The organism is Gluconacetobacter aggeris (assembly GCF_014174395.1).
GTDB classification, from domain to species: Bacteria; Pseudomonadota; Alphaproteobacteria; order Acetobacterales; family Acetobacteraceae; genus Gluconacetobacter; species Gluconacetobacter aggeris.
The window spans coordinates 514,350-537,356 of record NZ_JABEQD010000001.1 but is presented as its reverse complement, the minus strand read 5'-3'; the positions used below and the strand labels follow the sequence as shown (position 1 = coordinate 537,356).

Genomic DNA, 23,007 nt, shown 5'->3' with positions numbered 1-23,007 from the left:
GAACAAGGTGATACCATACGATGAGTGGAATGCCGGCCGACCGCTGCAAGGTGCCGCAAGCTTTCTGGGGCGCGATCGAGCGGGCCGGCCTGCGGCCGCCTGCGGTTCTGCGCCAGGCCGGGCTTCCCGCGACCCTGCATTTGAACGGCCAGGGCCTCGTCACCACGGCGCAGTTCTTTGCGCTCTGGAAGGCGATCGAAGCCTTGGCCGATGATCCCGGCCTTGCCTTCCGGCTGGTGACGGATACCGAAACCGCCGTCCATCCCCCGTCGAGTCTCGCGGCTTTCCATGCCCGCGATTATCGCGACGGACTTTTCCGGCTGGCCCGGTTCAAGCGACTCTGCACGCCTGAGAAGCTGCATATCGTCGAGACGGACGGTGAATGCGCGATCAGCACCGAATGGCTGCACGCAACCGGAGCCGTTCCCGATATTGCCGTGGATGTGGACTTCGCCTCTCTGGTCGAGCTTGGCCGGCGCGGCACGGGGCAGCCCGTCACACCGCTGCGCGTCGAACTCGCGCGTCCTGCTGCCAAGGCGGAGGCGCACAGGGCGTTTTTCGGATGCCCTATCCGTTTCAATACAGCCAGCAACCTGCTGGTCCTGCGTTCGGCTGACCTCGACCGTCCCTTTCCCGGCCACAATCCGGAATTGCTCGACATGCTGACGCCGGTGCTCGCTTCGGCGCTGGGTGAGCTTCAGGCACGAAGCTCGCTGCGCGATCAGGTCAAGGTCATCGTGAAGCGAGGCCTGGCCAGCGGGCGGCCGGAGCTCGCCGATGTGGCCTACGACCTCGCCATGAGTGAGCGCAGCCTGCAGCGGCGCATCACCGAGGAAGGAACGACCTTTCGCGAGCTGGTGATGGAAGCGCGCCAGGAACTCGGCCGAACGCTGCTGTCCGACCCGCCGCCGATATCGACGAAGTTGCCTGTCTGCTCGGCTATCAGGACACCAGCTCGTTCTATCGCGCCTTCCGGGAATGGGAGGGCCTCACGCCGAACCAATGGCGCGAGAAACGGGCCGAACGGCTGCATTGAGGTTGGACGATGGCCCATCGCATTTTTCTCGCTGGCGGCACCGGACTGATCGGCAGAATGGTCGCCGAACGATTGTCGGCGCGCGATGACGTGCATCTCGCCGCTCCGTCGCGCAGGGACGCGAACGGGATCGACTATGAACGGCTGTGTAGCGATCCGGCCGACGAGATGCGCCGGTTCATCCCCGATGGCGTAGAGGTGGCGATCTCCTGTCTTGGCACCACCATTCGTCAGGCGCGATCGCAGGCGGCGATGTACCGGGTTGATCATGATTATGTCCTGGCCGTCGCGCGGGGCGCGCGGGCCCTCGGAGCGAAACGCTTCATCCTGATGACCGCGGCCGGCGCAGGCGGTCCCGGTTTCTACCTGCGCACCAAGGGCGAGATCGAGCGCGCCGTGGAAGCCCTGCGCTTCGAGCGGGTTGATCTGATCCGCCCCGGCTTCCTGCTGGGCGAGCGCACCGAGCACCGCCCGGTCGAAGCGATCGGACAGCGTCTTTTCGCGGCGCTGACGCCGCTGCTGCGCGGTCCATTATCACGCTGGGGTGCAATCCCGGCGGATACCGTCGCTGACGCCATCGCAACGCTGGCGCTCAAGGAAGCTTCGGGATGCTTTGTTCAGGAAAACCGCGATCTGCGGATGATCGCGCCGGCATGGACGCAGGCGGGGAACGACAGCCATATCGGTCGATCATAGTTCACCGCACGCGGCCAAGCACATCGTTGCCGTCGCCGCTTTTGGCGCGTTCCGCTACTTCATTGGCGCCTTGAGCAACAGATGAAAGCATCGGTGCCCGCTATGTTGGAATCAACAGAAGTTGCTTATCGCCGTTGTTTGGAGGCTCCCCATGTCAGGCAAGATTTGGTTCATTACGGGCGCGTCGCGTGGCTTCGGGCGTGTCTGGGTGGAAGCCGCGCTCGATCGCGGCGATAAGGTCGTGGCGACCGCGCGCAATCTCGCCAGCCTCGATTCCCTTGTCGAACGTTACGGCGAGGCCGTACTGCCGCTGGCCCTGGATGTGACGGTTCCCGATCAAACCGCGAAAGTCATTGCCGCCGCGCATGAGCATTTCGGCCGTCTGGATATCGTCATCAACAACGCCGGCTATGCCCTCGTCGGCGCGATCGAGGAAGCGGCGGAAGCCGATGTCCGGCAGGAATTCGACACCAACTTCTTCGGCGCGCTTCGCGTGATCCAGGCCGTTTTGCCATACCTGCGCGAGCAGGGAAGCGGCCATATTCTCGGCGTATCGAGCGTCGCTGGCATCGTCGCCCATCCAATCTCCGGTTTCTACAATGCCTCCAAATGGGCTTTCGAGGCACTGCATGAGAGCCTTGCACAGGAGATCGCGCCGTTCGGGATCAAGGTGACGCTGCTCGAACCGGGCGCCTATGCGACCGATTTCGCCAGCCAGGCCTCGCTGAAGATTTCGGCCGGCCTCGATGCCTATGCCACGCTGCGGCAGCAGGCCTTCGCGGCCGGGGCGCAGATGGAATTCGGCGATCCGCAGGCGACCGCAGCGGCCATCCTGAAGCTGGTGGACGTGGAGATGCCGCCGTTGCGCTTCTTCGTGGGCACGGAAGGGCTGCCGGTGGCACGCGCGGCCTATGCTGCGCGTCTCGCCACCTGGGAAGCATGGGAGGCTGATTCCAACGCCGCCCAAGGCACCGGCAAGAAGCACGCCATTGCGTCGCTGTAAGGGGCGCCTGCCTCAGTCGGCGATCGATGGCTGGCAAATATGCTTTCCGGACATCGGCTGTCGAAGCCCCTGATAGGGTGTAGCGGATAGTTTTCGCATAGCCTGAAGGGCGACGCCCGTGGCTTGTTCACATGCCGGACAGCACCACCCGCTCCGTTACATCCGGTACGGTAAACCCGAAGATCCGGCCGTAAAAATCCAGTTCCAGTTCCAGCGCGCGGCGTACCGTCTCCTCGCGCCGGAAGCCGTGGGCTTCGCCTTCGAACGTATAATGCGCGCAAGGCACCCCGCCGGAGGCCAGTGCATCGACCATGGCCTGGGCTTGGGCGGGGGGGACGACCGCGTCGGCGAGGCCGTGCAGGAACAGGACCGGCGTGCGGATGGCGTCGGCCCGGGTCAGGGGCGAGCGGGCCAGATAGGTGGCCTCGGCCTCGGGCCAGGGGCCGACCAGGCTGTCGAGATAGCGGGATTCGAATTTATGGGTTTCCTGCGCCAGGGCGCGCAGGTCGGTGACGCCGTACAGGCTGGCGCCGGCGGCGAACAGGTCGGACCCCGCCAGGGCCAGCAGCACGGTCAGGCCGCCGGCGCTGCTGCCGCGAATGGCGATGCGGGCGGGGTCGACGCGGCCGGTCGCGACCAGATGGCGGCAGGCGGCGATGCAGTCTTCCACGTCCGCCACGCCCCACTGCCCTTCCAACTGGCGGCGATAGGCGCGGCCGAAGCCGGTCGAGCCGCGATAATTGACGTCGACCACCGCGAAGCCCCTACTGGTCCACCATTGGACCTTGAAGGCGAAGGCGCTGGCGGCGCGGCCGGTTGGGCCGCCATGGGCCATGACGATCAGCGGCGGCTTTTCATCCGCGGGGCCGCGGAAGCGGCTGTTGGCGGGAGGATAGAAGAAGGCGTGGCCGGTATGCCGCCCGTCGGACGAGGGAAAGTCGGGCAAGGGGAAGCGGATCGTTTCGGCGCGGGCGATGTCGCCGGGGGCAAGGTCCAGCGTGGTGGCGGCGCGCAGCACGCGTGACGGCGCGCCCATGCGGCCATGGCGTACGGCGGGTGCGCCGTCCGGTGGGGTGTCGAGCCATGCCAGCGAGCCGTCGGCCAGCATGGTCGGGCATTGGGCGGGATGGCCCAGCGCCACCGGGCGGGCGACCGGTCCGGTGAGATGCAGGGTGCGGGCCTCGCCATGTTCGATGGCGATGGCCAGGATGGTGCCGTCGGGGAGAGGCTGGTAGCTGCGCAGGCCGAAGACCCAGTGCGGCAGGCCGATTTCGGCTTCCATCGGCGCGATGGCCTCCGGCTTTCCGTTCGGTACGGCCCAGCGTGTCAGGTTCCACCAGCCGTCACGGTCGGAGGCGGCCAGCAGCGTCGCGGGGCCGGCCCAGGCCGGTTCGATGACGGAGGCGCCGTCATCGGCCAGTGTGCGGATGTCGGCCAGTGCGGTGCCGGCATCGTCCGATGCCAGCCGGCCCAGGCGCAGCCGGGTGGCATCCCACGGCATGGCGGGGTGGTCCCATTCGATCCAGGCCAGCCAGGCGCCGTCGGGCGACGGACGGGGGGAACTGAGGAAATCGGGGCCGGAGACCAGCACCCGGCCGGCCTGCGTCGCCGGGTCGGCGTCGCCGTCGGTGGCGAAGGCGACCAGGGTGGAGACCGGTTCGCCGGGCGCGCGATGGTCCTCGCGCACGCAGAACAGCGTGGTGCCGTCGGGCGAGAAGGCGAAATCGGCGAAGCGCAGGCCGGGCACCGTGCCGAGGGCGCGGGGAGCCGCGCCGGGCGTGACGATCCAGACGCTGCCGTCCGGCCGGTGGCTGAAGGCGATGCGGCCGCCGGCCGCGACATAGGCGCCGCCGCCATATTCATGGGCGCGCGTGCCGATATCGAACGGCGCGGGCGTGATGTCGCGGATACCGTCGGCGCCGGTCCAGTGCACCAGAACGGTTCGCCCGGCTTCGGCCGGGCGTGTCTCCAGCCAGTAGACCGCCTCGCCGTCGGCCTGCACGCTGCCCAGCCCCAGGGTCTTGCCGGCCACCAATGCCGCCGTCACGGGGGATGGCCATGTGCCGTAGGGACGGATGGCGGGTTCGGGGCCGGTCCCGGCGGTCGGGTCGGTCATGCGGTACTCCTGTTCCGGGTGCCGGTGGCCGGCAGGCTTTCTCTTCCCGCCACACACCCATAAGTTGACGACACGGAACCCCAAGAGAACACGAGCGACAATGACGCAGCAACGGCACATCGGCGGACGAGCGAAGAACGGTACGGACGGGTCCTCGGCCGGTCCGGGATGGCTGGACGAGCAACTCTCCGAAGTGCAGGACGAGGCGATCCGCTGTCTCGCGCCCGGCAGGATCGACGACCTGATCGAGGACTGGATTCCCGACGCACGATCGGCCACCGACCTGCCGCCCGACGCCGCGCTGGCGCGCATGACGCTGGCCCTGGCCATGGCCACGACGCTGGCGCTGTTCACCCGATCGGGTAGCGGCCAGACCGCGTTCGATCGTCTCGCCCGGCAGCGCCGCGTCGCCGCGCCTCATCTGCCCGTACTGGACGCCCTGCGCCGGACGCGCTTTCGCGTCGTCAGGGTGGAGGTGCCGCACGGGGAGAACGCGGCGGATGTCCGGGACGTGGCGTCCGGCGAGGTGTTGCGGATCGTGGACGAGGGCATCATGCCGGAGACGGCCGGTCTTCGCCTTGCCGTATGGGTCGTTCCGGACAATGGCGGAGGAAATCGGTTCACCGGCCCCGTGGTTCCGCTCGACGATGACGCGTTCGCCGTCGTCGAGGGCTTTATCCGTCCCGGCCGTTCCGGCCTGGTCAATCCCCTGCGCTGCGCGGAGGCCGTCTATCGTCATGTCGTCCGCAATGGTCCCATGCATGTGCCGGGCTTCGATGGCGAGGTGGACGCTCTCTTCGCGGACGACGACGATCTCGCCATCCTCGCAGGGGAATGGTCGCGTGCCGACGGGGCGCGCGATCCGGAGGACGTCCTGTTCGTGCGCGCGCAAAGCGATCCCGATACGGTCGTCGGCGTGATGATCGCGATCGTCGGGGCCCGGTCGGCGGGCCGCGACCGGCTGGCTGGCGCGTGGGAGGAGATCGGCCGCCTCCAGATCGAGACGATCGACCGGCGTGCGCGGATTTCGCCTTCCGCCCTCACGCTCGAAGCCCTGGACAGCTTCGTGGCGCGGCTGATGGCGACGGGTGAGATTCCATCGTCGGTCCGGCAGGTTTTCATCGAGATGCGGCATGTCGTCGCCCGGCCGGGAAAAGACCGCCCCGCGGATGGTCGCGCCGATCCGGATGCCCTGATCGCCCGTATCCAGGCGCTGCGCGTCCGGACCGTGGAACGGGGCTGCACCGAGGAGGAGGCCCTGGCCGCCGCCGCGAAGGTCGCGGAATTGCTGGACCGCCATGGTCTCAGCCTGAGCGAGCTGGATGTCCGCAACCAGGCCTGCGAGAGCGCGATCGTGGAGACGACGCGCAAGCGCGCGGGGCCGCTCGACGACTGCATCCCCTCGATCGCGGCGTTCTTCGATTCCCGCGTCTGGGGCGAGACGAACGAACGGGGCATGTTGCGCTATGTGTTCTTCGGCCTGCCCGCCGATGTCGCGGCCGCCTGTTATCTTTACGAACTCGTGGAACGGGCGTTCGAGACGGAGGGCGCGCTGTTCAAGGCTGGTGAGACCTACCGTGCCATGCCGTCGACGCTGCGGCGTACGGCCACGCATTCGTTCCAGCACGGCCTGGCCCACGGCATCATGGAAAAGCTGCGCATACTCCGCGAATCCAGGGAAACCGCCCTGCGGGGAGGCGCGTCGGGGCGCGATCTCGTCGTCCTGAAAGCCGGTGTCGTTGATGAGGAAATGGCGGCGCTCGGACTGCGCCTGCGTGCGCGGACGCGCTCGGGAGGCCGGCGCGTGCTGCGGGACGTCTATGATCACGGCCACCAGACGGGGCTGGATTTCGACTATCGGCCCGGCCTCGGCAGAGCCGGGTGAGGGTCCTGTCGCCGATGGAGCGCCGGCGTAGCTCGGGCGGCATGTGGAAGAAGGAGCGATGGCGCGGCGCGGGGGCTCTTCCGCTTCTTGACTTGACAGCGCGCCGACCAGGCGGTTCCTCACCCTCTTGGCCTCACTGGACGGGTCTGGTCCGCTGCTTCATTCCTTCGAATCTCTTTTCGTGCAGTATGGTTATGGCGTGATCGCGGTCATCGTCATGCTGGAGAGCATGGGGCTGCCCCTGCCGGCCGAGACGCTGATCATTTCCTCGGCGCTCTATTGTGCCACGACGCATCGGCTGGAGATCGGCTGGGTGGCGGCGGCGGCGATCGCCGGGGCCATCATGGGCGACAATTTCGGCTATCTGATCGGCCATAGTTTCGGCCATCGGTTGCTGGAGCGCCATGGCGGCAAGGTGGGGCTGAACGAGCGGCGCCTGTTGCTGGGGCATTATCTGTTCCGCCGCCATGGCGGCAAGGTGGTGTTCTTCGGCCGCTTCATCGCCATCCTGCGCGTCTTCGTCGCCCTGCTGGCGGGGGCGAACCGGATGCCGTGGCATACGTTCCTGTTTTTCAATGCGTTGGGCGGTATCGGCTGGGCCGGCGGCTATGCGCTGGGGGCGTATTATCTGGGGCATGAGGTGCTCAACCTCTCCGGCCCGGTCGGTCTGGCGCTGGGAGGCGTCGCCACGCTCGTCCTGGGGGGCAGCTTCCTTTTCCTGAAGAAGAACGAACTGCGCCTGACCGAGGAAGCGACCCGTGCCGCCGAGCGGGAACAGAAAGGGGAATCCGTGCCATGAGCGCGAAATGGACCATCGATCGGGCACCGGACCTGACGGGCCGTACCGCCGTCGTGACCGGGGCGACGGGTGGCCTGGGCTACGAGACCGCGCTGGGCCTGGCGTCGCGCGGGGCAACCGTGCTGCTGACGGGGCGCGATCCGGCGCGCGGTGCGCGGGCGGTGGCGTCCCTGCGTGAGCAGGTGGCGGATGCGCGGGCGGAGTTCCTGCCGCTTGACCTGGCCTGCCTGCGGTCGGTCGCCGATTTCGCGCGGGACCTGACGCAACGGACCGATGCGCTCGACATCCTGGTGAACAATGCCGGGGTGATGGCCGCGCCCCGCCGGCAGGAGACGGCGGATGGGTTCGAAATGCAGTTCGGTACCAATTACCTGGGCCATTTCGCCCTGACCGGCCGTCTGCGTCCCCTGCTGCTGCGCGCGGCGGGCGGCGGACGGGTGGTCAGCGTCGCCAGCCTGGCGGCATGGCAGGGGCATATGGTCTTCGACGATCTTCAGGGCCGGCATCGCTACACGCCCTTCGGCGCCTATCAGCAGAGCAAGCTGGCCAACCTGATCTTCGCGCTGGAACTCAACCGCGTGGCGCAATCCGCCGGCTGGCGCCTGCATTCCATCGCCGCCCATCCCGGCTGGGCGCGGACCGACATCGCCGTCAGCCGTTCCTCGGCGCCGCAGGGGGTCGCCGAACGGCTGATGCGCCGCGTCGTCCGCCTGGGGTTCCGTTATCTGGGCCAGTCGGCCGCGGCCGGGGCGCGGCCGATCCTGTTCGCCGCCATGGCGCCCGAGGCGCGGGATGGCGGCTATTACGGCCCCGGCGGACGGGGCGAGCGGCGCGGCCGGGTGACGGAGGCGCGCATTCCGCCGCAGGCCCTCAGCCTGTCGGTGGCGCGGCGTCTGTGGAGTGTTTCGGAGCGCCTGACAGGGGTGGCGCTGTCCTGATCTCGGGGGCTTTGCCCCCGAACCCCCACCAAAGGGCAGTCGCCCTTTGGAAACCCGATCATGCGGTGCGTTTCCAAAGGCTCAGCCTTTGGCGGGGTGCGGGGCAGAGCCCCGCTCCTACCGGCGGATGAAGGTCCAGTACAGCGGCTGGCGGCCCGCTTTCAGCGCCTTGGCCTCGTAGCGCGTGGGCGGCCAGCCCTCGGGGCGGGTCGTGGCCGGCGGTGCGGTGTCGAACAGGTCCTGCGCGCCCATGACCTCTTCGACCCAGGCCTGGTAGGTCGGGTCGTCGCTGGCGACGCGCCAGATCGCGCCCTGTTTCAGCGCGCGGGCGACCAGGGCGATATTGGCCGGATGGACGAAGCGCCGCTTGGCGTGCCGGGCCTTGGGCCAGGGATCGGGGAACATCAGGAACATGCGGTCGAGCGACCGTTCGGGCAGCGCGCGCAGGAGGATGCGCGCGTCTTCGTCCCAGATCCGCAGCAGGTCGGGGACCGGGGCCGTGGCCTCCTGATCGTCGGGCACCAGGCGCGACAGCAGGGAACACAGGCCGTTTTCGAAGACTTCGCTGGCGATGTAGCCGACGTCGGGATGGGCTTGATGCTGCGCCAGCGAATGTTCGCCGCCGCCGAAACCGACCTCCAGCCAGATTTCGGCCGGTACGCGGCCGAAGGCGCGCGCGGGATCGTCCAGAAGGGTCTGGTCGAGGCGCAGGCGGGGCAGGGTTTCGTCCAGCAGGCGCTGCTGGCGCGGCCGCAGCGGGTGGCCGCGCTGGCGGCCATAGAGCCGGTCGGGGGACGCCTTGACGGCAATCGTGGGCGTCCCTGCCTCGTCAGCCGAGGCAGGGGTTTTCGTTTCGGATACCGTCACGGGGTCCCCGGTGTGATCAGCGGTTGAACGCACCACGCAGCGCGTCCACCAGATCGGTCTGTTCCCACGTGAAATTGTCGCGGGCGGCGTCGGGCGTGCGGCCGAAATGACCGTAGGCCGAGGTTTCGGTGTAGATCGGGCGGTTCAGGCGCAGATGCTTGCGGATGCCGCGCGGCGTCAGGTTCATGACCTCGCGCAGCACGCGGCCCAGCTTTTCCTCGTCCACGTCGCGGCCGGTGCCGTCCAGGTCCACATAGACCGAGAGCGGGTGCGACACGCCGATGGCGTAGGAAATCTGCAGCGTGCAGCGATCGGCCAGGCCGGCCGCGACCACGTTCTTGGCCAGGTAGCGGCAGGCATAGGCCGCCGAACGGTCCACCTTGGTCGGGTCCTTGCCCGAGAACGCGCCGCCGCCATGCGGGGCCGCGCCGCCGTATGTGTCGACGATGATCTTGCGGCCGGTCAGGCCGCAATCGCCATCGGGACCGCCGACGACGAAGACGCCGGTCGGGTTGGCGTAGAATTCGTCATCCGGGCACATCCAGCCTTCCGGCAGCACGTCCACCACGATCTCGCGCAGCGCCTCGCGGATCGCGGTCTGGCTGGCGCCTTCGTCATGCTGGGTCGAAATGACGACCGAGGTGGCACCCACCGGGCGGCCGTCGACATAGCGCAGCGTGACCTGGCTCTTGGCGTCGGGCTGCAGGTTGGCCACGCGCGCGTCGCCCGCCTTACGCAGGTCGCGGATGCGATGCAGAATGGCATGGGAATAGAACAGCGGCGCCGGCATCAGCGTCTCGGTCTCGCGGGTGGCGAAGCCGAACATGATGCCCTGGTCGCCCGCGCCTTCGTCCTTGTCGCCGGCGCTGTCGACGCCGACGGCGATGTCGGCGGACTGCGCGTGCAGGTAGGATTCGATCGTCGCGTTCTTCCACGAGAAGCCGGACTGGTCATAGCCGATGTCGCGGATCGCGGCGCGCGCGCCTTCGATCAGCGCCTCGGTGGTGACGGAGGCCGGGCCACGGACTTCGCCGGCCAGGATCACGCGATTGGTGGTGACCAGGGTCTCGCACGCAACACGGGATTCGCCATCGGCCGCCAGATAGGCGTCCAGCACCGTATCGCTGATCCGGTCGGCAACCTTGTCGGGATGGCCTTCGGATACCGATTCCGATGTGAACAGAAAATCACCTTTGTTACGCATGATGGTCCTGTCTGTCTCGTACGGGGATAGGGAATGACACCGCCACGCATGCGGGGTCCGGGCGGGTCCGTTTGGCGGAGTACCTACAAATCGTCAAGTATTTTTGCGGGATACCACGTTCCCGCAAGGGAATTGCCGTGACGGATCGTTTCGGGCCGCGAAACTGTTCAGCGAAGTCCCAGAACGTCTTCCATGGTGTACAGGCCCGGCGGGCGGCCCCGCAGCCACAGCGCGGCCCGCACCGCGCCGGTGGCGAAGACGCGCCGGTCGAACGCGCGATGCGTCAGGGCGATCTGTTCGCTGGCCGAGGTGAAGGTCAGCGTATGTTCCCCCACGATCTGCCCGCCGCGCAGGGATGCGAAACCGATCGCGTCGGCCTGGCGCGGACCGGTATGGCCGGTGCGCCCGGATTCCATATGGCTGGACAGGTCGATGCCCCGCCCGTCGGCCACCGCCTGGCCGATCGCAAGCGCGGTGCCGGATGGTGCGTCGACTTTCTGCCGGTGATGCATTTCCAGGATTTCGGCATCGTAGACCGCAGCGGGCAGCACTTCGGCCATCTGGCGTGCCAGGCGCGTGACCAGGGTGACGCCCGGTGAGTAATTCGCGGCCTGGACCACGGGGATGGTGCGGGCGGCCGTGGCGACGGCTTCCTGGTCGATGTCCGACAGGCCGGTCGTGCCCAGCACCCAGGCCACGCCTGCTTTCGCCAGGGCGGCGGCGTGCGCGCGGACGGTGACGGCATGGGTGAAGTCGATCACCGCATCGCACAGCGGGGCCAGATCGTCGAGCGTGGCGAACAGGCCCTCGGACCTGTCGGCATGCGGATCGCGGCTGGTACCGCCGGCCAGGGTGGCGCCGGCCGCCGTGACCTCTTCGCGCAGAAGGCGCCCGACGCGCCCGTTGATGCCGGCGATGCCGATCCGCATCCTGTCTGTCGTCATGTTCTGGGTCCGGAAAACGGGTGGCGGCGCGACCGGGGGATCGCGCCGCCTGGATTATCCATGGTGCGAGTTGGGGGGATCACCATGGATAAGCGGATTTTCTACCCCCAACCAAAAGGGCGTTCAACAGCGCGTATCGTCGGCGGCGGCGCCGATCGTCAGAGCTTGCCTTCGAAGAAATCGCGGACCTTGCTGAAGAAGCCCGTATTCTCCGGATTGGCGCGCGCATGGTCGTCGGCCTCGGCTTCGAACTCCTCCAGCAATTCGCGCTGACGCTTGGTCAGGTGGTGCGGTGTCTCGACCGAGACCTGGATATACATGTCGCCCCGCGCGGAGGAGCGCAGGACCGAGAATCCCTTGCCGCGCAGGCGGAAATTCTCGCCGGTCTGGGTGCCGGCGGGCACCTTCACCTTGGCGCGGGACCCGTCGACGACCGGGACCTCGACCTCGGTGCCCAGGGCGGCCTGGGTCATGCGCAGCGGCACCCGGCAATAGATGTTCGCCCCGTCGCGCTGGAAGATCGGGTGCGGTTCGACCGCGATATGGACATAGAGGTCGCCCGGCTGGGCGCCCTTGCCGCCGGCCTCGCCCTCGCCCGACAGGCGGATGCGGGTGCCGTCCTCGACCCCGGCCGGGATCGCGATTTCCAGCGTCCGGTCGCGCTCGACCGTGCCGGTGCCGCGGCAGGCGGTGCAGGGGTTGCGCACCACCTTGCCCGCGCCATGGCAGGTCGGGCAGGCGCGCTCGACCAGGAAGAAGCCCTGCTGCGCGCGCACCTTGCCCGCGCCGTGGCAGGTCGGGCAGGTCTCGGCCCCCTGGTCGCGGTCGGCCGAGCCGGTGCCGTCGCAGGATTCACATGCCACGCGCGTCGGCACCGTGATGGGCTTCTTGACGCCCGAAAATGCCTCGGTGAAGGAAATCGAGACCTGGACCTGGATGTCGCTGCCCGACCGGCGGCCACCGCGACGCCCGCCCATCATGTCGCCGAACATCTGCTCGAAGATGTCGCCCAGCCCGCCGCCGAAATCGAAGCCGCCGGCACCGGGGCCGCCGCCTTCGAACGCCGCGTGGCCGAACCGGTCGTAGGCGGCGCGCTTCTGCTCGTCCTTCAGGACATCATAGGCTTCGTTGATGTCCTTGAACCGGGACTCGGCCGACGCGTCGCCGGGATTGCGGTCCGGATGGTACTGCATGGCCAGCCTGCGATACGCCTTCTTCAGCTCGTCGCCATTCGCATCGCGGGAGACTTCAAGTACGGCGTAGTAATCAAGCTTGGTGGCCATCATGGTCCTCATTGGCGGGACCGCTTCGCGACAGACCGGAGCATCGTTGCACCGGCCGGAATGCGGCCCTGTCAGTCATGCAATGGAAAAGCGCCCACCTTCAGGGAAGGGGGCGCCTCGCTTGGGGCAAGGCACCGGCCCGAAGACCGGTGCGTGCCGCGCGGTAAACGCCGGCCTGTCTGGCCGACTGCTTACTTCTTGTCGTCCACGTCTTCGAAATCGGCGTCGACGACCTTCTCGCCATTCGGGCCGGTGGCACCGGTGCCGGCGGCACCCGCCCCGGCGGCGCCGGCCTGCTCGGCCTTGTAGACGGCCTCGCCGATCTTCATCGCGGCCTTCGACAGCGTCTCGGAGGCGCTGTTCAGCGCGGCCGCATCGCTGCCTTCCAGGGCCTTGCGCACCGAAGCGATCGCGGCTTCGGCCTCGGCCTTGTCGGCGGCGGGAACCTTGTCACCGGCTTCGGCCAGCGACTTCTCGACCTGATGCGCCAGGCTTTCGGCCTGGTTGCGGGCCTCGACCAGTTCCTTCTTGGCCTTGTCGGCCGTGGCATTCGCCTCGGCGTCCTTGACCATCTTCTCGATGTCGGACTCGGACAGACCGCCCGAGGCCTGGATCTTGATCTGCTGTTCCTTGCCGTTCGCCTTGTCCTTGGCCGACACGGAGACGATGCCGTTGGCGTCGATGTCGAACGTCACCTCGATCTGCGGCACGCCGCGCGGGGCGGGGGCGATGCCGGTCAGGTCGAAATTGCCCAGCAGCTTGTTGTCGGCCGCCATTTCGCGTTCGCCCTGATAGACCTTGATGGTCACGGCGCCCTGATTGTCCTCGGCGGTCGAGAAGGTCTGGCTCTTCTTGGTCGGGATCGTGGTGTTGCGGTCGATCAGGCGGGTGAACACGCCACCCAGCGTCTCGATGCCCAGCGACAGCGGGGTCACGTCCAGCAGCAGCACGTCCTTGACGTCGCCCTTCAGCACCGCGCCCTGCACCGCGGCGCCGATGGCCACGACTTCGTCAGGGTTCACGTTGCGGGCCGGTTCCTTGCCGAAGAACTGCTTCACCGCCTCGATGACCTTGGGCATGCGGGTCATGCCGCCGACCAGGATCACTTCCTCGATTTCCGCGGCCGAGACCGACGCGTCCTTCAGGGCGGCGCGGCAGGGCTCCAGCGTACGCTGGATCAGGTCGTCGACCAGGCTTTCCAGCTTGGCGCGGCTCAGCTTCAGCACCAGATGCTTCGGGCCCGAGGCATCGGCGGTGATGAAGGGCAGGTTGATCTCGGTCTCCTTGGAGGAGGACAGCTCGATCTTCGCCTTTTCCGCCGCTTCCTTCAGGCGCTGCAGGGCCAGCTTGTCGGCGCGCAGGTCGATGCCCTGCTCGCGCTTGAACTCGTCGGCCAGGTAGCTGATGATCCGCGCGTCGAAATCCTCGCCGCCCAGGAAGGTGTCGCCGTTGGTCGACTTCACCTCGATCACGCCGTCGGAGATTTCCAGCACCGACACGTCGAACGTGCCGCCGCCGAGGTCATAGACCGCGATCGTGCCGCTATTCTTCTTCTGCAGGCCGTAAGCCAGGGCCGCGGCCGTCGGCTCGTTGATGATGCGCAGCACTTCCAGGCCCGCGATGCGGCCGGCATCCTTGGTCGCCTGGCGCTGCGCGTCGTTGAAGTAGGCCGGAACCGTGATCACGGCCTGCGTCACCGTCTCGCCCAGATAGGACTCGGCGGTTTCCTTCATCTTGCCCAGCACGAAGGCGGCGATCTGCGAGGGGGCGTATTTCTTGCCCTGTGCCTCGACCCACGCGTCGCCATTGTCGCCGGGGACGATGTTGTAGGGGACCAGCCCCTTGTCCTTGGTGACGGTCGGGTCGTCATAGCGGCGGCCGATCAGGCGCTTGACCGCGTACAGCGTGTTGGACGGGTTGGTCACCGCCTGGCGCTTCGCGGCCTGGCCGACCAGCATTTCGCCGCTGTCGGTAAAGGCGACCATCGACGGGGTGGTGCGTGCGCCTTCGCTGTTCTCGATGACGCGGGTCTCGTCCCCTTCGCGGATCGCGACGCACGAATTGGTCGTGCCGAGGTCGATGCCGATAACCTTGCTCATGTATCTTCTCTCCTGTCAGCGGCCCGGACCGGCCCGAAGCACCGGAATGGACCCTAGAAAATCTGCCGTGTGGCGGAATGACTGGACTGTTTTACCACATCCGCCCGTGCCGCCATGGCCGTGTTCAGCATGTATTCAGCCATGGCGTTCGTTTCAAGAGGGCGCTATCGCCGAGCGGCGACGGCCCTCCTGCCTGACGGTTTCAGACCGCCGGCTTGTCCGCCGCCGGGGTGGCGCCCTTGGAGACGACGACCATCGCCGGCTTCAGCAGGCGGCCATGCAGCGTCCAGGCCGGTGTCCAGGCCTGGATCACGGTGCCATGCGCGTGCTCGTCGCTATGCTGTTCGGCCATCGCCTGGTGATGGTTGGCGTCGAACGGATGCCCGGCCGGATCGGTGGCGGAAATGCCGTTGCGCTCCAGGATGCCGAGGAACGACCGCTCGGTGCTCTCGATCCCCTCGCGCATGCGGGTGATCAGCGCGTCCTCGCCTTCGGTGGCCGGGGGCAGGCTGCCCAGGGCGCGCTTCAGGTTTTCCGCCGCCTCGACGACATCGCGGGCGAATTTCTGCGTGGCATATTGCCGCGCATCCTCCACCTCGCGCTTGGTGCGGGTGCGCAGGTTCTGCATCTCCGCCTCGGAGCGCAGCCATTTCTCGCGCATGTCCTCCAGCGCCGTTTCCAGCTCCTGGATGCGGGGGTGAGTGGCCTCGGCCTGGCCGCTTTCCGGCTGGACCGTGTCCTGATCGTTACCGGGGTGTTGGCCCGGCGCGGACGCCCCGGTCTCTCCGCTCGGAGAGTCGGCGACGTGGGTGGGGTCTGTATCGTGGCTCATGCCCTCTGAAGTAGGTGAGCCCGCGCCCTTGGACAAGGCGTAACGACCAGCATCAACGTGATGTTCATGCGGCGTTCCGGTCCGTGCGGGGCAGGAATGCGTGAGGCGAAGATGGATGGATCGTCATGAGCAGGCAGTCATGACATCGGCACATGGCCGGGTCTAAGATGTTGCCCGGACTGTGAGGGGCCGCACCACAGCCCCGGCCGGACATGAGGAAGGCCGACCCCGGCCTGGAAGGGAGCGAGAACGCCGCGATGGAGCCGACGAAACATACGATTGCCCTGGTCGATGACGACCGGAATATCCTGGCGTCGGTCCAGATGACGCTGGAGGCCGAAGGGTTCAACGTCCGCACCTATACCGACGGCGAAAGCGCGCTGCACGGGCTGATGAGCCGCCCGGTCGACCTGGCGGTGCTGGACATCAAGATGCCACGCATGGATGGCATGGAACTGTTGCAGCGCCTGCGGGCGCGCTCGCAACTGCCGGTCATCTTCCTGTCCTCGAAGGACGAGGAGGTGGACCAGCTGATGGGCCTGCGCCTGGGGGCCGACGATTACATCACCAAGCCGTTCTCGCAGCGGCTGCTGCTGGAGCGCATCCGCGCGCTGCTGCGCCGCAACGAGGTCAACCGGGTCGAGGCCGGTGGCCCGGCCGCCGGCGGCAGCCTGGTGCGCGGCGACCTGTCGCTGGATGAAACCCGGCATCAGTGCCTGTGGCGTGGCAAGGATATCCAGTTGACGGTGACGGAGTTCCTGCTGGTCAAGGCGCTTGCGGCGCGGCCCGGACTGGTCAAGTCGCGCGACCAGTTGATCGACGCCGCCTATGGCGAGAACATCTATGTCGACGACCGGACCATCGACAGCCACATCAAGCGCGTGCGCAAGAAGTTCCGCCAGGTGGATGAGGATTTCAACCAGATCGAGACGCTCTACGGCATCGGCTACCGGTACAAGGAAGACTGATGCCGGTGCGCGGCGGGGCGGAAAGAGTGCCGCCGTCCGGGCTGCTGGCGCAGGCCCGGCGGGCGATGACGTCATGGGCCGAGATCCAGACCCATGATGCCGCATCGGCCTTCCATGAGTATCGGACGCGCCTCGTCTCGCCGCTGATGCGGCGCATCCTGCTGGTCAACGCGCTGCCGCTGATGCTGCTGGCGCTGACCCTGGTCTATCTGAACCAGTTCCAGAACAGCCTGCTGGAAGCCGAGGTCATGGCGCTGCGCGAACAGGCGCGCATCTATGCCGGCGCGCTGGGGCAGAATGCCGTGACTTCCGGTCGCGCGGCGGACCCGGTGCTGGATGCCGGCCAGGCGCGGCCGCTGCTGCTGCGCCTGACCGAGCCCAGCCCCAGCGCCCATGCGCGGCTGTTCGCCCCTGACGGGCAATTGGTGGCGGACAGCCGGGTCGAGGCGGCGGCGGTCCGGCATCGCCGGGTGCGCGGCCAGATCGATGCCCAGCCCCTGCCCTCGCCCGTCGCGGGTGATGACGGCGATGACCGGGTTGTCGACAGCGCGGCCAAATTGGGGTTTGTCGAGCGGTTCTACGACCGGCTGCTGTCGATGCTGCCGACCCTGTCGGGCACGCGGATCATCACGCTGGACACGCCCGATACCGACCCTTCCGTGCAGCCCGTGGCGGGCGGCGGGCAGGCCGCGCCGGAAATGCCGCCCTATATCCGCCGCACCGCCAACCGCCACCTGATCGTGACCGTGGCCGAGCCGGTGATGCATGAGGGCCAGACGGTCGGCATCATCCAGTTGACGCGCCAGGCGCGCGATGTCGACCGATCGCTGTTCGCGGTGCGGTCGTCGATCCTGTCGCTGGTGCTGGTGGCGCTGGCCCTGACCGTGCTGCTGTCGTGGTACCTGTCGCTGACCATCGCCCGGCCGCTGCTGCGGCTGGCGGCGTCGGCCCATGTCATCCGCGAAGCGTCGGGCCGGTCGGACAGCGTGCCGCCGCGCCTGCTGGCCCGCCGGGATGAGATCGGCGAGGTGGCGCGGGCCCTGCAGGACAGCGCCCGGGCGCTGTGGGCGCGCATGGATGCGATCGAACGCTTCGCCGCCGATGTCAGCCACGAGATCAAGAACCCCCTGTCCTCGATCCGCTCGGCGATCGAAACCCTGCTGCGGATCGAGGACCTGAACCGCCAGCGCCGGCTGCTGTCGATCATCAATGACGATGTGCGCCGGCTGGACCGGCTGATCACCGATATTTCCGATGCCAGCCGGGTGGATGCCGAACTGTCGCGCGCGCGGGCCGAGCCGGTGGCGGTGGTGCCGATGCTGTCGGTGCTGGCCGAAATCCATCAGGCGACGCGCAATCCCGGCCAGCCGATCCTCAGCGTCAGCAGTGCGGCCTCGCCCGACAGGCCGCTGACCGTGATGGCGGTCGAGGACCGGCTGGTGCAGGTGCTGCGCAACCTGATCGGCAATGCGATCTCGTTTTCTCCGCCGGATGGCCAGATCGTGCTCAGTGCGGCATCGGTGCCGGGCGGGATGGTCGAAATCGCGGTGACCGACCAGGGGCCGGGCATTCCGGCCGCCAAGCTGGGCAGCATTTTCGACCGGTTCTATTCCGAACGGCCGACCAGCGAGAATTTCGGCCAGCATTCGGGCCTGGGCCTGTCCATCAGCCGCCAGATCGTCGAGGCGCTGCGCGGCACGATCCGTGCCGAGAACCGCCTGGGGCCGGACGGGCAGGTGCTGGGCGCGCGCTTCGTCGTCACCCTGCCGCGCGGCGGTGGGGAGGGAGCGGCGCCCGCCACGCGGCGTCCGGTCCAGAAATGACGGGCCGCGCTATGGCGCGTGCCCGACCTGGAGATGGGCGTCGAGAAAGCGCAGGGTCCACAGATAGGCGGTGAGCCAGTCCTGCGTGCGGAGAAAGGCGTGGCGCTCGCCAGGGAAGGCGTGATCCTCGAACGGCACGCCGCGCGCCGTCAGCAGGCTTGCCAGCAGGACGGATTGTTCGAATTCCACATTATGGTCGTCATCCCCGTGGATCAGCAGCACGGGCGCGCGCCAGTGCGCGATATCGGCGGCCGGTGACGATCGCCATTCGGACTCCAGCGCCTGCCGCTTTTCCACGGGCGACAGGCCGGGATGGTCGGGTTCGGTCAGGTCGTGCACGCCGTGGAAATCGGCGCCGGCCGCGAACAGGCTGCTGTCGCGGGCCAGGGCCAGCGCCGTGAGGTAGCCGCCCCAGCTTCCGCCCCAGATGCCGATCCGGTCCGGTATCACGTCGGGGCGTGCGCGCAGGTAAAGGCCGGTCGCACGCACATCGCCATATTCGCTGGCTCCGGCCCGCCCGATGCCGGGCGCGTCGCGGAAGGCCAGGCCATAGCCGGTTCCGCTGCGATAATTCACCGACAGGACGACGTAGCCGCGTGCCGCCAGCACCTGGTTCATGATGTAGGCGTTGGAATAATAGCCCATCGGGTGGAAGGCCGGCAGCATCTGCCGCTCCGGCCCGCCATGGACGAAGACGAGTGCCGGGTGCGGACCGGGTGTCGTGGCGGGCGGCAGGAACAATTGCCCATGGATGTCCCGTCCGTCCTCGCTGCGAACATGGACGATCCGGGGGGTGGTGAATGTGAACCCGGTGGGGGGGAGCGGGGCGGCCGGCACGCGGGGTGCGCCATTCTGCAGCACCACCGGATGGGCGGGTCTGTCGACGCTTGTGGCCATGACCGCGACGGCCGGGCCGGCGGTCGTCACGTCCATGACCTGCGCGTCCTCGCCCGTCAGGGGGCTGGCGGGGCCGCCGTCGAGCGGCTGCGACCAGGCGCGCCAATGGTCCACGTCGCCGGCATTCGCCGTATAGAGCAGGCGCGTGCCGTCCGCCGATAGGCGATAGGACGCGATTTCGGCGCCGTCCGGCGTCAGGCAGCGTGGTTCCGCCGGCGCGGCGGCGATCGTGAGCGCGCACAGGCGCAGCCAGCCGCTGCCCTCCCACGGGAAGAGCAGCCGCCCGTCGCCGGTCCATGCCAGTCCAACGCCTTCCGGCGCCCAGAAGCGGCTCCCCGCCCCTTCCGGCGCTGTCCAGAGCGTGCGTTCCGCGCCGGTCGCGATGTCATAGACCTGTATCGACCAGAAGCTCCCTTTTCCGCGTTCCGCCGTCGGCAGGGGCTTGCGTACCCGCAGGAAGGCGATGGAGCGCCCGTCCGGGGAGAAGGCCGGCATCTGGTCATGAGCCAGGGCGGCGGGCAGGAAGACGGGCGCGCCATCGCCGGACTTCTCCTGCCACAAGGCGATCACATCATGCGATCCGCGATCGATTTCGATCGCCAGCCGCGCGCCGTCCGGCGACCAGTGCAGGGCGGTGATCGCGCCCCGCGTCGTCAGCACCGCCCTGGCGACGCCGCCGGCCCTGCCGACCAGCAATGTGCCGCCATGCGCGAAGGCCAGCAGGCGGCCGTCCGGCGAGAAGGCGGGCGCATGCCCTTCTCCCGCCGCGACGATCCGCCCGTCGGGCAGGACGACGCGCACCGTCTGCTTTCCGGGGATCGGCGCATTGCCGGCATTGGGTGGTGCATCGTCGGGATATTCCGCGTCGCCTCCCTCGACGAAGGCGAGCATCCGTCCGTCGGGGCTGAGGGAGAGCCCCCACAGGTCGGTCCCGTCATCCTTCGTGTACGCCGTCACCCGGCGGGGCGCCGCGCCGCCGTCCGAGACCAGGATATTGCGCACGCCGTCCCGGCGCTCCACCCAGGCGATGCGCGGCGTGCCGGCGGCGCCGGTCAGGCCGTTGGCATAGGGCATCGCCAGCAGGCCGGCCAGGCGGGTTCCGTCCTCTGCTGGTGCTGCGCGTGCCGGGAAGATGGTGGCGGCGAGCAGTATCGTGCCGGCAAGAAGGGGGGCGGCCAGAAGAGAGGATCGGACGGTCATGCGGGCGCGCGGCGGGTTCATCGCTGTTGCTCCGGTTGAAGGGTCAGGCGCCGGACGGCGGCGGCGTCGACGCTGTGCGGGCTGAAGGCCAGTGTCTGCATCGCGCCCCGCAGCCAGACGGGCAGGAAATCGGCGTAATGCGGCGAATGCGGGTCGGCCGACTGGCCGGGGAAATTGAGGAACAGGGACCGGTCCCACTCCCCGACATCGCACACCATCAGATAGCTTGCCCCGCCGGTTGCGGCATAGGCGTGTGCCCCGCCCGCCATCGGGCTGTACCAGCGGGCCATGACGGTGTAAGGGTCGCCGCCGCTTTCGGCGGCCGGGCCGCCAATGGCGGGGAAGGCCGCTGCCACGGCCGGGACGCTGGCCAGCGGATGGCGCAGGGTGATGGTGTGCAGCGCGCCCCATCGCCAGGCGGCCGGCAGGGGACCCAGCCGCTCACGCAGTTCGGCCACCGCCGCGCCGAACGTCTCGGCCAGCATCCTGTCCCGTGCCTGCACCGGGTCTGCCCCGAACCGGGAATCGGGCGACTGGAACAGGGCAAGCTGCACCGTGGCGCCGACCGGGCCGGGCAGCAGGTCGTGCAGGGACGGAGGGATGATCAAGGCGTGCAGCGCGCGTTCCAGCCGCGTCCACCAGACTTCGTACAGCGCCGCCGCCGCGCTGCCGGCGTCGATGCGGCCGTTCCATGCGCGCAGCAGCGCGGCCTCGGCGGCCAAGGCGGGCGGCATGTCGGGCAGCAGCCGCACCATCTGCAATGCCAGCACCGACAGCGTGTCATGTTGCAGCGCCACGCTGTCCGCCAGGGTCGCGCGGGGTGTGGCGTCCAGCATCTGGGCCACGCGCTCGTGGCGGAACCGGTCGCGCCATTCGAAGCTGACGCGCCGTTCCTCCGCCGGGTAATCGGGGGGCAGGTTCATCTCGTTCGAGGTGCCGAACCAGCCCAGCGCGGGGTTGAAGCTGCTGGGCAGCGCCTCCAGCGGTTGCAGCCCCTGCCAGTCGTACCGCCCGTCGCCCGGCGCGGGCATCAGCCCGTCATGGCCGTCGGCGCGATGGGGCAGGCCGCCGGCGGCCTGCCAGCCGATATTTCCGTCGATATCGGCATAGGTGAAGTTGGTGGGGCTGGTATGGACCCGCAGCGCCTCGCGGAAGCTCGCCCAGTCATGGGCGAGGTTGATCCCGATATTGGCCAGCAGGCCGTTGGCGCCGGGGGCCAGCCAGGTGGCCGAAACCGCCGTTGCGCGATGGTGTGCCGCGTCCCGCGCCACCACCGGCCCCTGCACGGAATAGAACAGGCTCACCACCCGATCGGCCTCGCCGCGCACCGCGATCCGCGTTTCGACCTGCTCCATCCGCTTCCAGCCGCCCTGGTGGGCGTAGCGCAGCGGATCGTCCGGATCGGTGCGCAGGATGAACAGATCTTCCTGGTCGATATGGAAGTTGGTGCGGCCGAAGGCGATCCGTGCATTGTGGCCCTGCATGACGCCCGGCATGCCCGCCGAGCCGCCGCCGATCACATCCAGCCCCGGTGCCGTGAGATGCACGACATGGCGCGGGCCCGGCGCGCCGAATTCCAGATGCGGATCGTTCGCCAGGATCGGCCGCCGGGTCGCGGTGCGGGTGGGGGCGATGACCCAGGCATTGCTGCCCTCGTTCCGCCGCCTTGTCTCGTCATTGGCCACCGCATGCAGGCCGTGCAGCGGCAATGGCGCCTGCAACACGCCGAACAGTCCGAGATCGGCCTCGGTCACCGCCGCCACATCCAGCCCGTCCGGCACATGCAGCGCATGGGCGGGTTCCAGCGGCGTCATGATCGTGTCGTAGGCCAGCGCGCCCCGTGCCGCCAGGCGGGCCCGGCGGATCTCGGCGCGGGTATTGCCCGTCACTTCGGCGCGCATGCGGATCAGGTCCAGCACATCCCATTTCAGCGGCATACAGGCGAAGATCGCGAATTCCGGCGGGAGCAGCGACGGCGTGGCCGCCACTTCGGCGATCCGTGCGTTGATCCCGGCGACATAGGCGCGGGCGCAGTCCTGTACCAGCGGTGGGAAGGCGGCCAGTTCCCGGCCGGCATCACCCCGGAACAGCACCAGCCGGTTGGCGGTGTCGGAGGGCACGAACGCCGCGCCGAAAATTTCGGCCAGCCGGCCCAGCGACCGGCGATGGCCGAAATCCAGCTCCCACAGCCGATCCCGCGCCGCCAGATACCCGTCCGCGAAGAAGGCATCCGGAATGGTCCGGGCCCGTACATGCGGCACGCCCCAGCGATCTTCCAGAATCTCGACCGGCTCAGCGAGTCCGGCGAGGCTCGTCGGCACGGGGGAGGCCCCGGCCCGGCGCATCGGAAGGGACAGGGTCGCGGCGACGCCGCCAAGAAGAACCGCGCGACGGGTCGCCTGCATCAAGACCGCTCC

The 23,007-nt window shown here is 68.4% G+C and carries 17 protein-coding genes; 8 read left to right on the top strand and 9 right to left on the bottom strand.

Annotated elements, in window-relative coordinates:
* The first annotated feature begins 20 nt into the window (after positions 1–20).
* The 3 genes from HLH36_RS20315 to HLH36_RS02385 all read left to right on the top strand — a co-directional run bounded on the left by HLH36_RS20315 (position 21) and on the right by HLH36_RS02385 (position 2,735).
* Positions 21–1,085 carry an AraC family transcriptional regulator gene (locus HLH36_RS20315; RefSeq protein ID WP_220792660.1) on the top strand — a complete coding sequence of 355 codons (1,065 nt, stop codon included), beginning with the start codon at positions 21–23 and terminating at the stop codon, positions 1,083–1,085.
* Positions 1,086–1,093: 8 nt separating this feature from the next.
* Complete coding sequence (locus HLH36_RS02390; protein ID WP_246376300.1) at positions 1,094–1,732, top strand: Rossmann-fold NAD(P)-binding domain-containing protein; 639 nt, start codon at positions 1,094–1,096, stop codon at positions 1,730–1,732.
* A 151-nt stretch (positions 1,733–1,883) separates the two neighbouring features.
* The gene (locus tag HLH36_RS02385) at positions 1,884–2,735 is read left to right on the top strand and encodes an SDR family NAD(P)-dependent oxidoreductase (protein WP_182984969.1); all 852 of its coding nucleotides are present in this window, start codon (positions 1,884–1,886) and stop codon (positions 2,733–2,735) included.
* A gap of 127 nt (positions 2,736–2,862) precedes the next feature.
* Here the strand turns inward: HLH36_RS02385 and HLH36_RS02380 are convergent, their stop codons facing one another.
* Positions 2,863–4,851: a S9 family peptidase gene (locus HLH36_RS02380; RefSeq protein ID WP_182984855.1), complete on the bottom strand. Its 1,989-nt coding sequence runs from the start codon at positions 4,849–4,851 to the stop codon at positions 2,863–2,865.
* 100 nt (positions 4,852–4,951) lie between these two features.
* Between HLH36_RS02380 and HLH36_RS02375 the strand changes: the two genes are divergently transcribed.
* The 3 genes from HLH36_RS02375 (at position 4,952) to HLH36_RS02365 (ending at position 8,473) form a co-directional block, all read left to right on the top strand.
* Positions 4,952–6,736 (top strand): DUF7168 domain-containing protein, encoded by a 1,785-nt coding sequence (locus HLH36_RS02375; RefSeq protein WP_182984854.1) that lies wholly within the window; start codon positions 4,952–4,954, stop codon positions 6,734–6,736.
* A 217-nt stretch (positions 6,737–6,953) separates the two neighbouring features.
* Entirely contained in the window at positions 6,954–7,535 is a 582-nt protein-coding gene (locus tag HLH36_RS02370) for a DedA family protein (protein ID WP_182984968.1), read from the top strand.
* On the top strand, positions 7,532–8,473 hold the full coding sequence (locus HLH36_RS02365; protein ID WP_182984853.1) for an SDR family oxidoreductase: 942 nt from the start codon (positions 7,532–7,534) through the stop codon (positions 8,471–8,473). The genes HLH36_RS02370 and HLH36_RS02365 overlap by 4 nt, the downstream gene beginning before the upstream one ends.
* A 117-nt stretch (positions 8,474–8,590) precedes the next feature.
* Here the strand turns inward: HLH36_RS02365 and trmB are convergent, their stop codons facing one another.
* The 6 genes from trmB to HLH36_RS02335 all read right to left on the bottom strand — a co-directional run bounded on the left by trmB (position 8,591) and on the right by HLH36_RS02335 (position 15,702).
* Positions 8,591–9,283, bottom strand: coding sequence for a class I SAM-dependent methyltransferase (trmB, locus tag HLH36_RS02360; protein ID WP_182984967.1), 693 nt, complete (start codon positions 9,281–9,283; stop codon positions 8,591–8,593).
* A 73-nt stretch (positions 9,284–9,356) separates the two neighbouring features.
* On the bottom strand, positions 9,357–10,544 hold the full coding sequence (gene metK, locus HLH36_RS02355) for a methionine adenosyltransferase (protein WP_182984852.1): 1,188 nt from the start codon (positions 10,542–10,544) through the stop codon (positions 9,357–9,359).
* A gap of 167 nt (positions 10,545–10,711) precedes the next feature.
* The gene (gene dapB, locus HLH36_RS02350; RefSeq protein ID WP_182984851.1) at positions 10,712–11,488 is read right to left on the bottom strand and encodes a 4-hydroxy-tetrahydrodipicolinate reductase; all 777 of its coding nucleotides are present in this window, start codon (positions 11,486–11,488) and stop codon (positions 10,712–10,714) included.
* 158 nt (positions 11,489–11,646) lie between these two features.
* A complete protein-coding gene (gene dnaJ, locus HLH36_RS02345; RefSeq protein ID WP_182984966.1) occupies positions 11,647–12,771 on the bottom strand; it encodes a molecular chaperone DnaJ in 1,125 nt (374 codons plus the stop codon).
* Between the two features lie 191 nt (positions 12,772–12,962).
* Positions 12,963–14,870, bottom strand: a complete 1,908-nt coding sequence (gene dnaK, locus HLH36_RS02340) for a molecular chaperone DnaK (protein ID WP_182984850.1) — start codon at positions 14,868–14,870, stop codon at positions 12,963–12,965.
* 202 nt (positions 14,871–15,072) lie between these two features.
* On the bottom strand, positions 15,073–15,702 hold the full coding sequence (locus HLH36_RS02335; RefSeq protein ID WP_182984849.1) for a nucleotide exchange factor GrpE: 630 nt from the start codon (positions 15,700–15,702) through the stop codon (positions 15,073–15,075).
* Between the two features lie 257 nt (positions 15,703–15,959).
* Here HLH36_RS02335 and HLH36_RS02330 point away from each other — a divergent pair, with 257 nt between their 5' ends.
* Positions 15,960–16,670 carry a response regulator transcription factor gene (locus HLH36_RS02330; RefSeq protein WP_182984965.1) on the top strand — a complete coding sequence of 237 codons (711 nt, stop codon included), beginning with the start codon at positions 15,960–15,962 and terminating at the stop codon, positions 16,668–16,670.
* A gap of 65 nt (positions 16,671–16,735) precedes the next feature.
* Entirely contained in the window at positions 16,736–18,493 is a 1,758-nt protein-coding gene (locus tag HLH36_RS02325; protein WP_246376358.1) for a stimulus-sensing domain-containing protein, read from the top strand.
* Between the two features lie 9 nt (positions 18,494–18,502).
* On the opposite strand, the gene HLH36_RS02320 is transcribed toward HLH36_RS02325, so the two are convergent.
* Complete coding sequence (locus tag HLH36_RS02320) at positions 18,503–20,611, bottom strand: S9 family peptidase (protein WP_182984847.1); 2,109 nt, start codon at positions 20,609–20,611, stop codon at positions 18,503–18,505.
* A complete protein-coding gene (locus tag HLH36_RS02315; RefSeq protein ID WP_182984846.1) occupies positions 20,608–22,995 on the bottom strand; it encodes a penicillin acylase family protein in 2,388 nt (795 codons plus the stop codon). The genes HLH36_RS02320 and HLH36_RS02315 overlap by 4 nt, the downstream gene beginning before the upstream one ends.
* Positions 22,996–23,007: the final 12 nt, after the last annotated feature.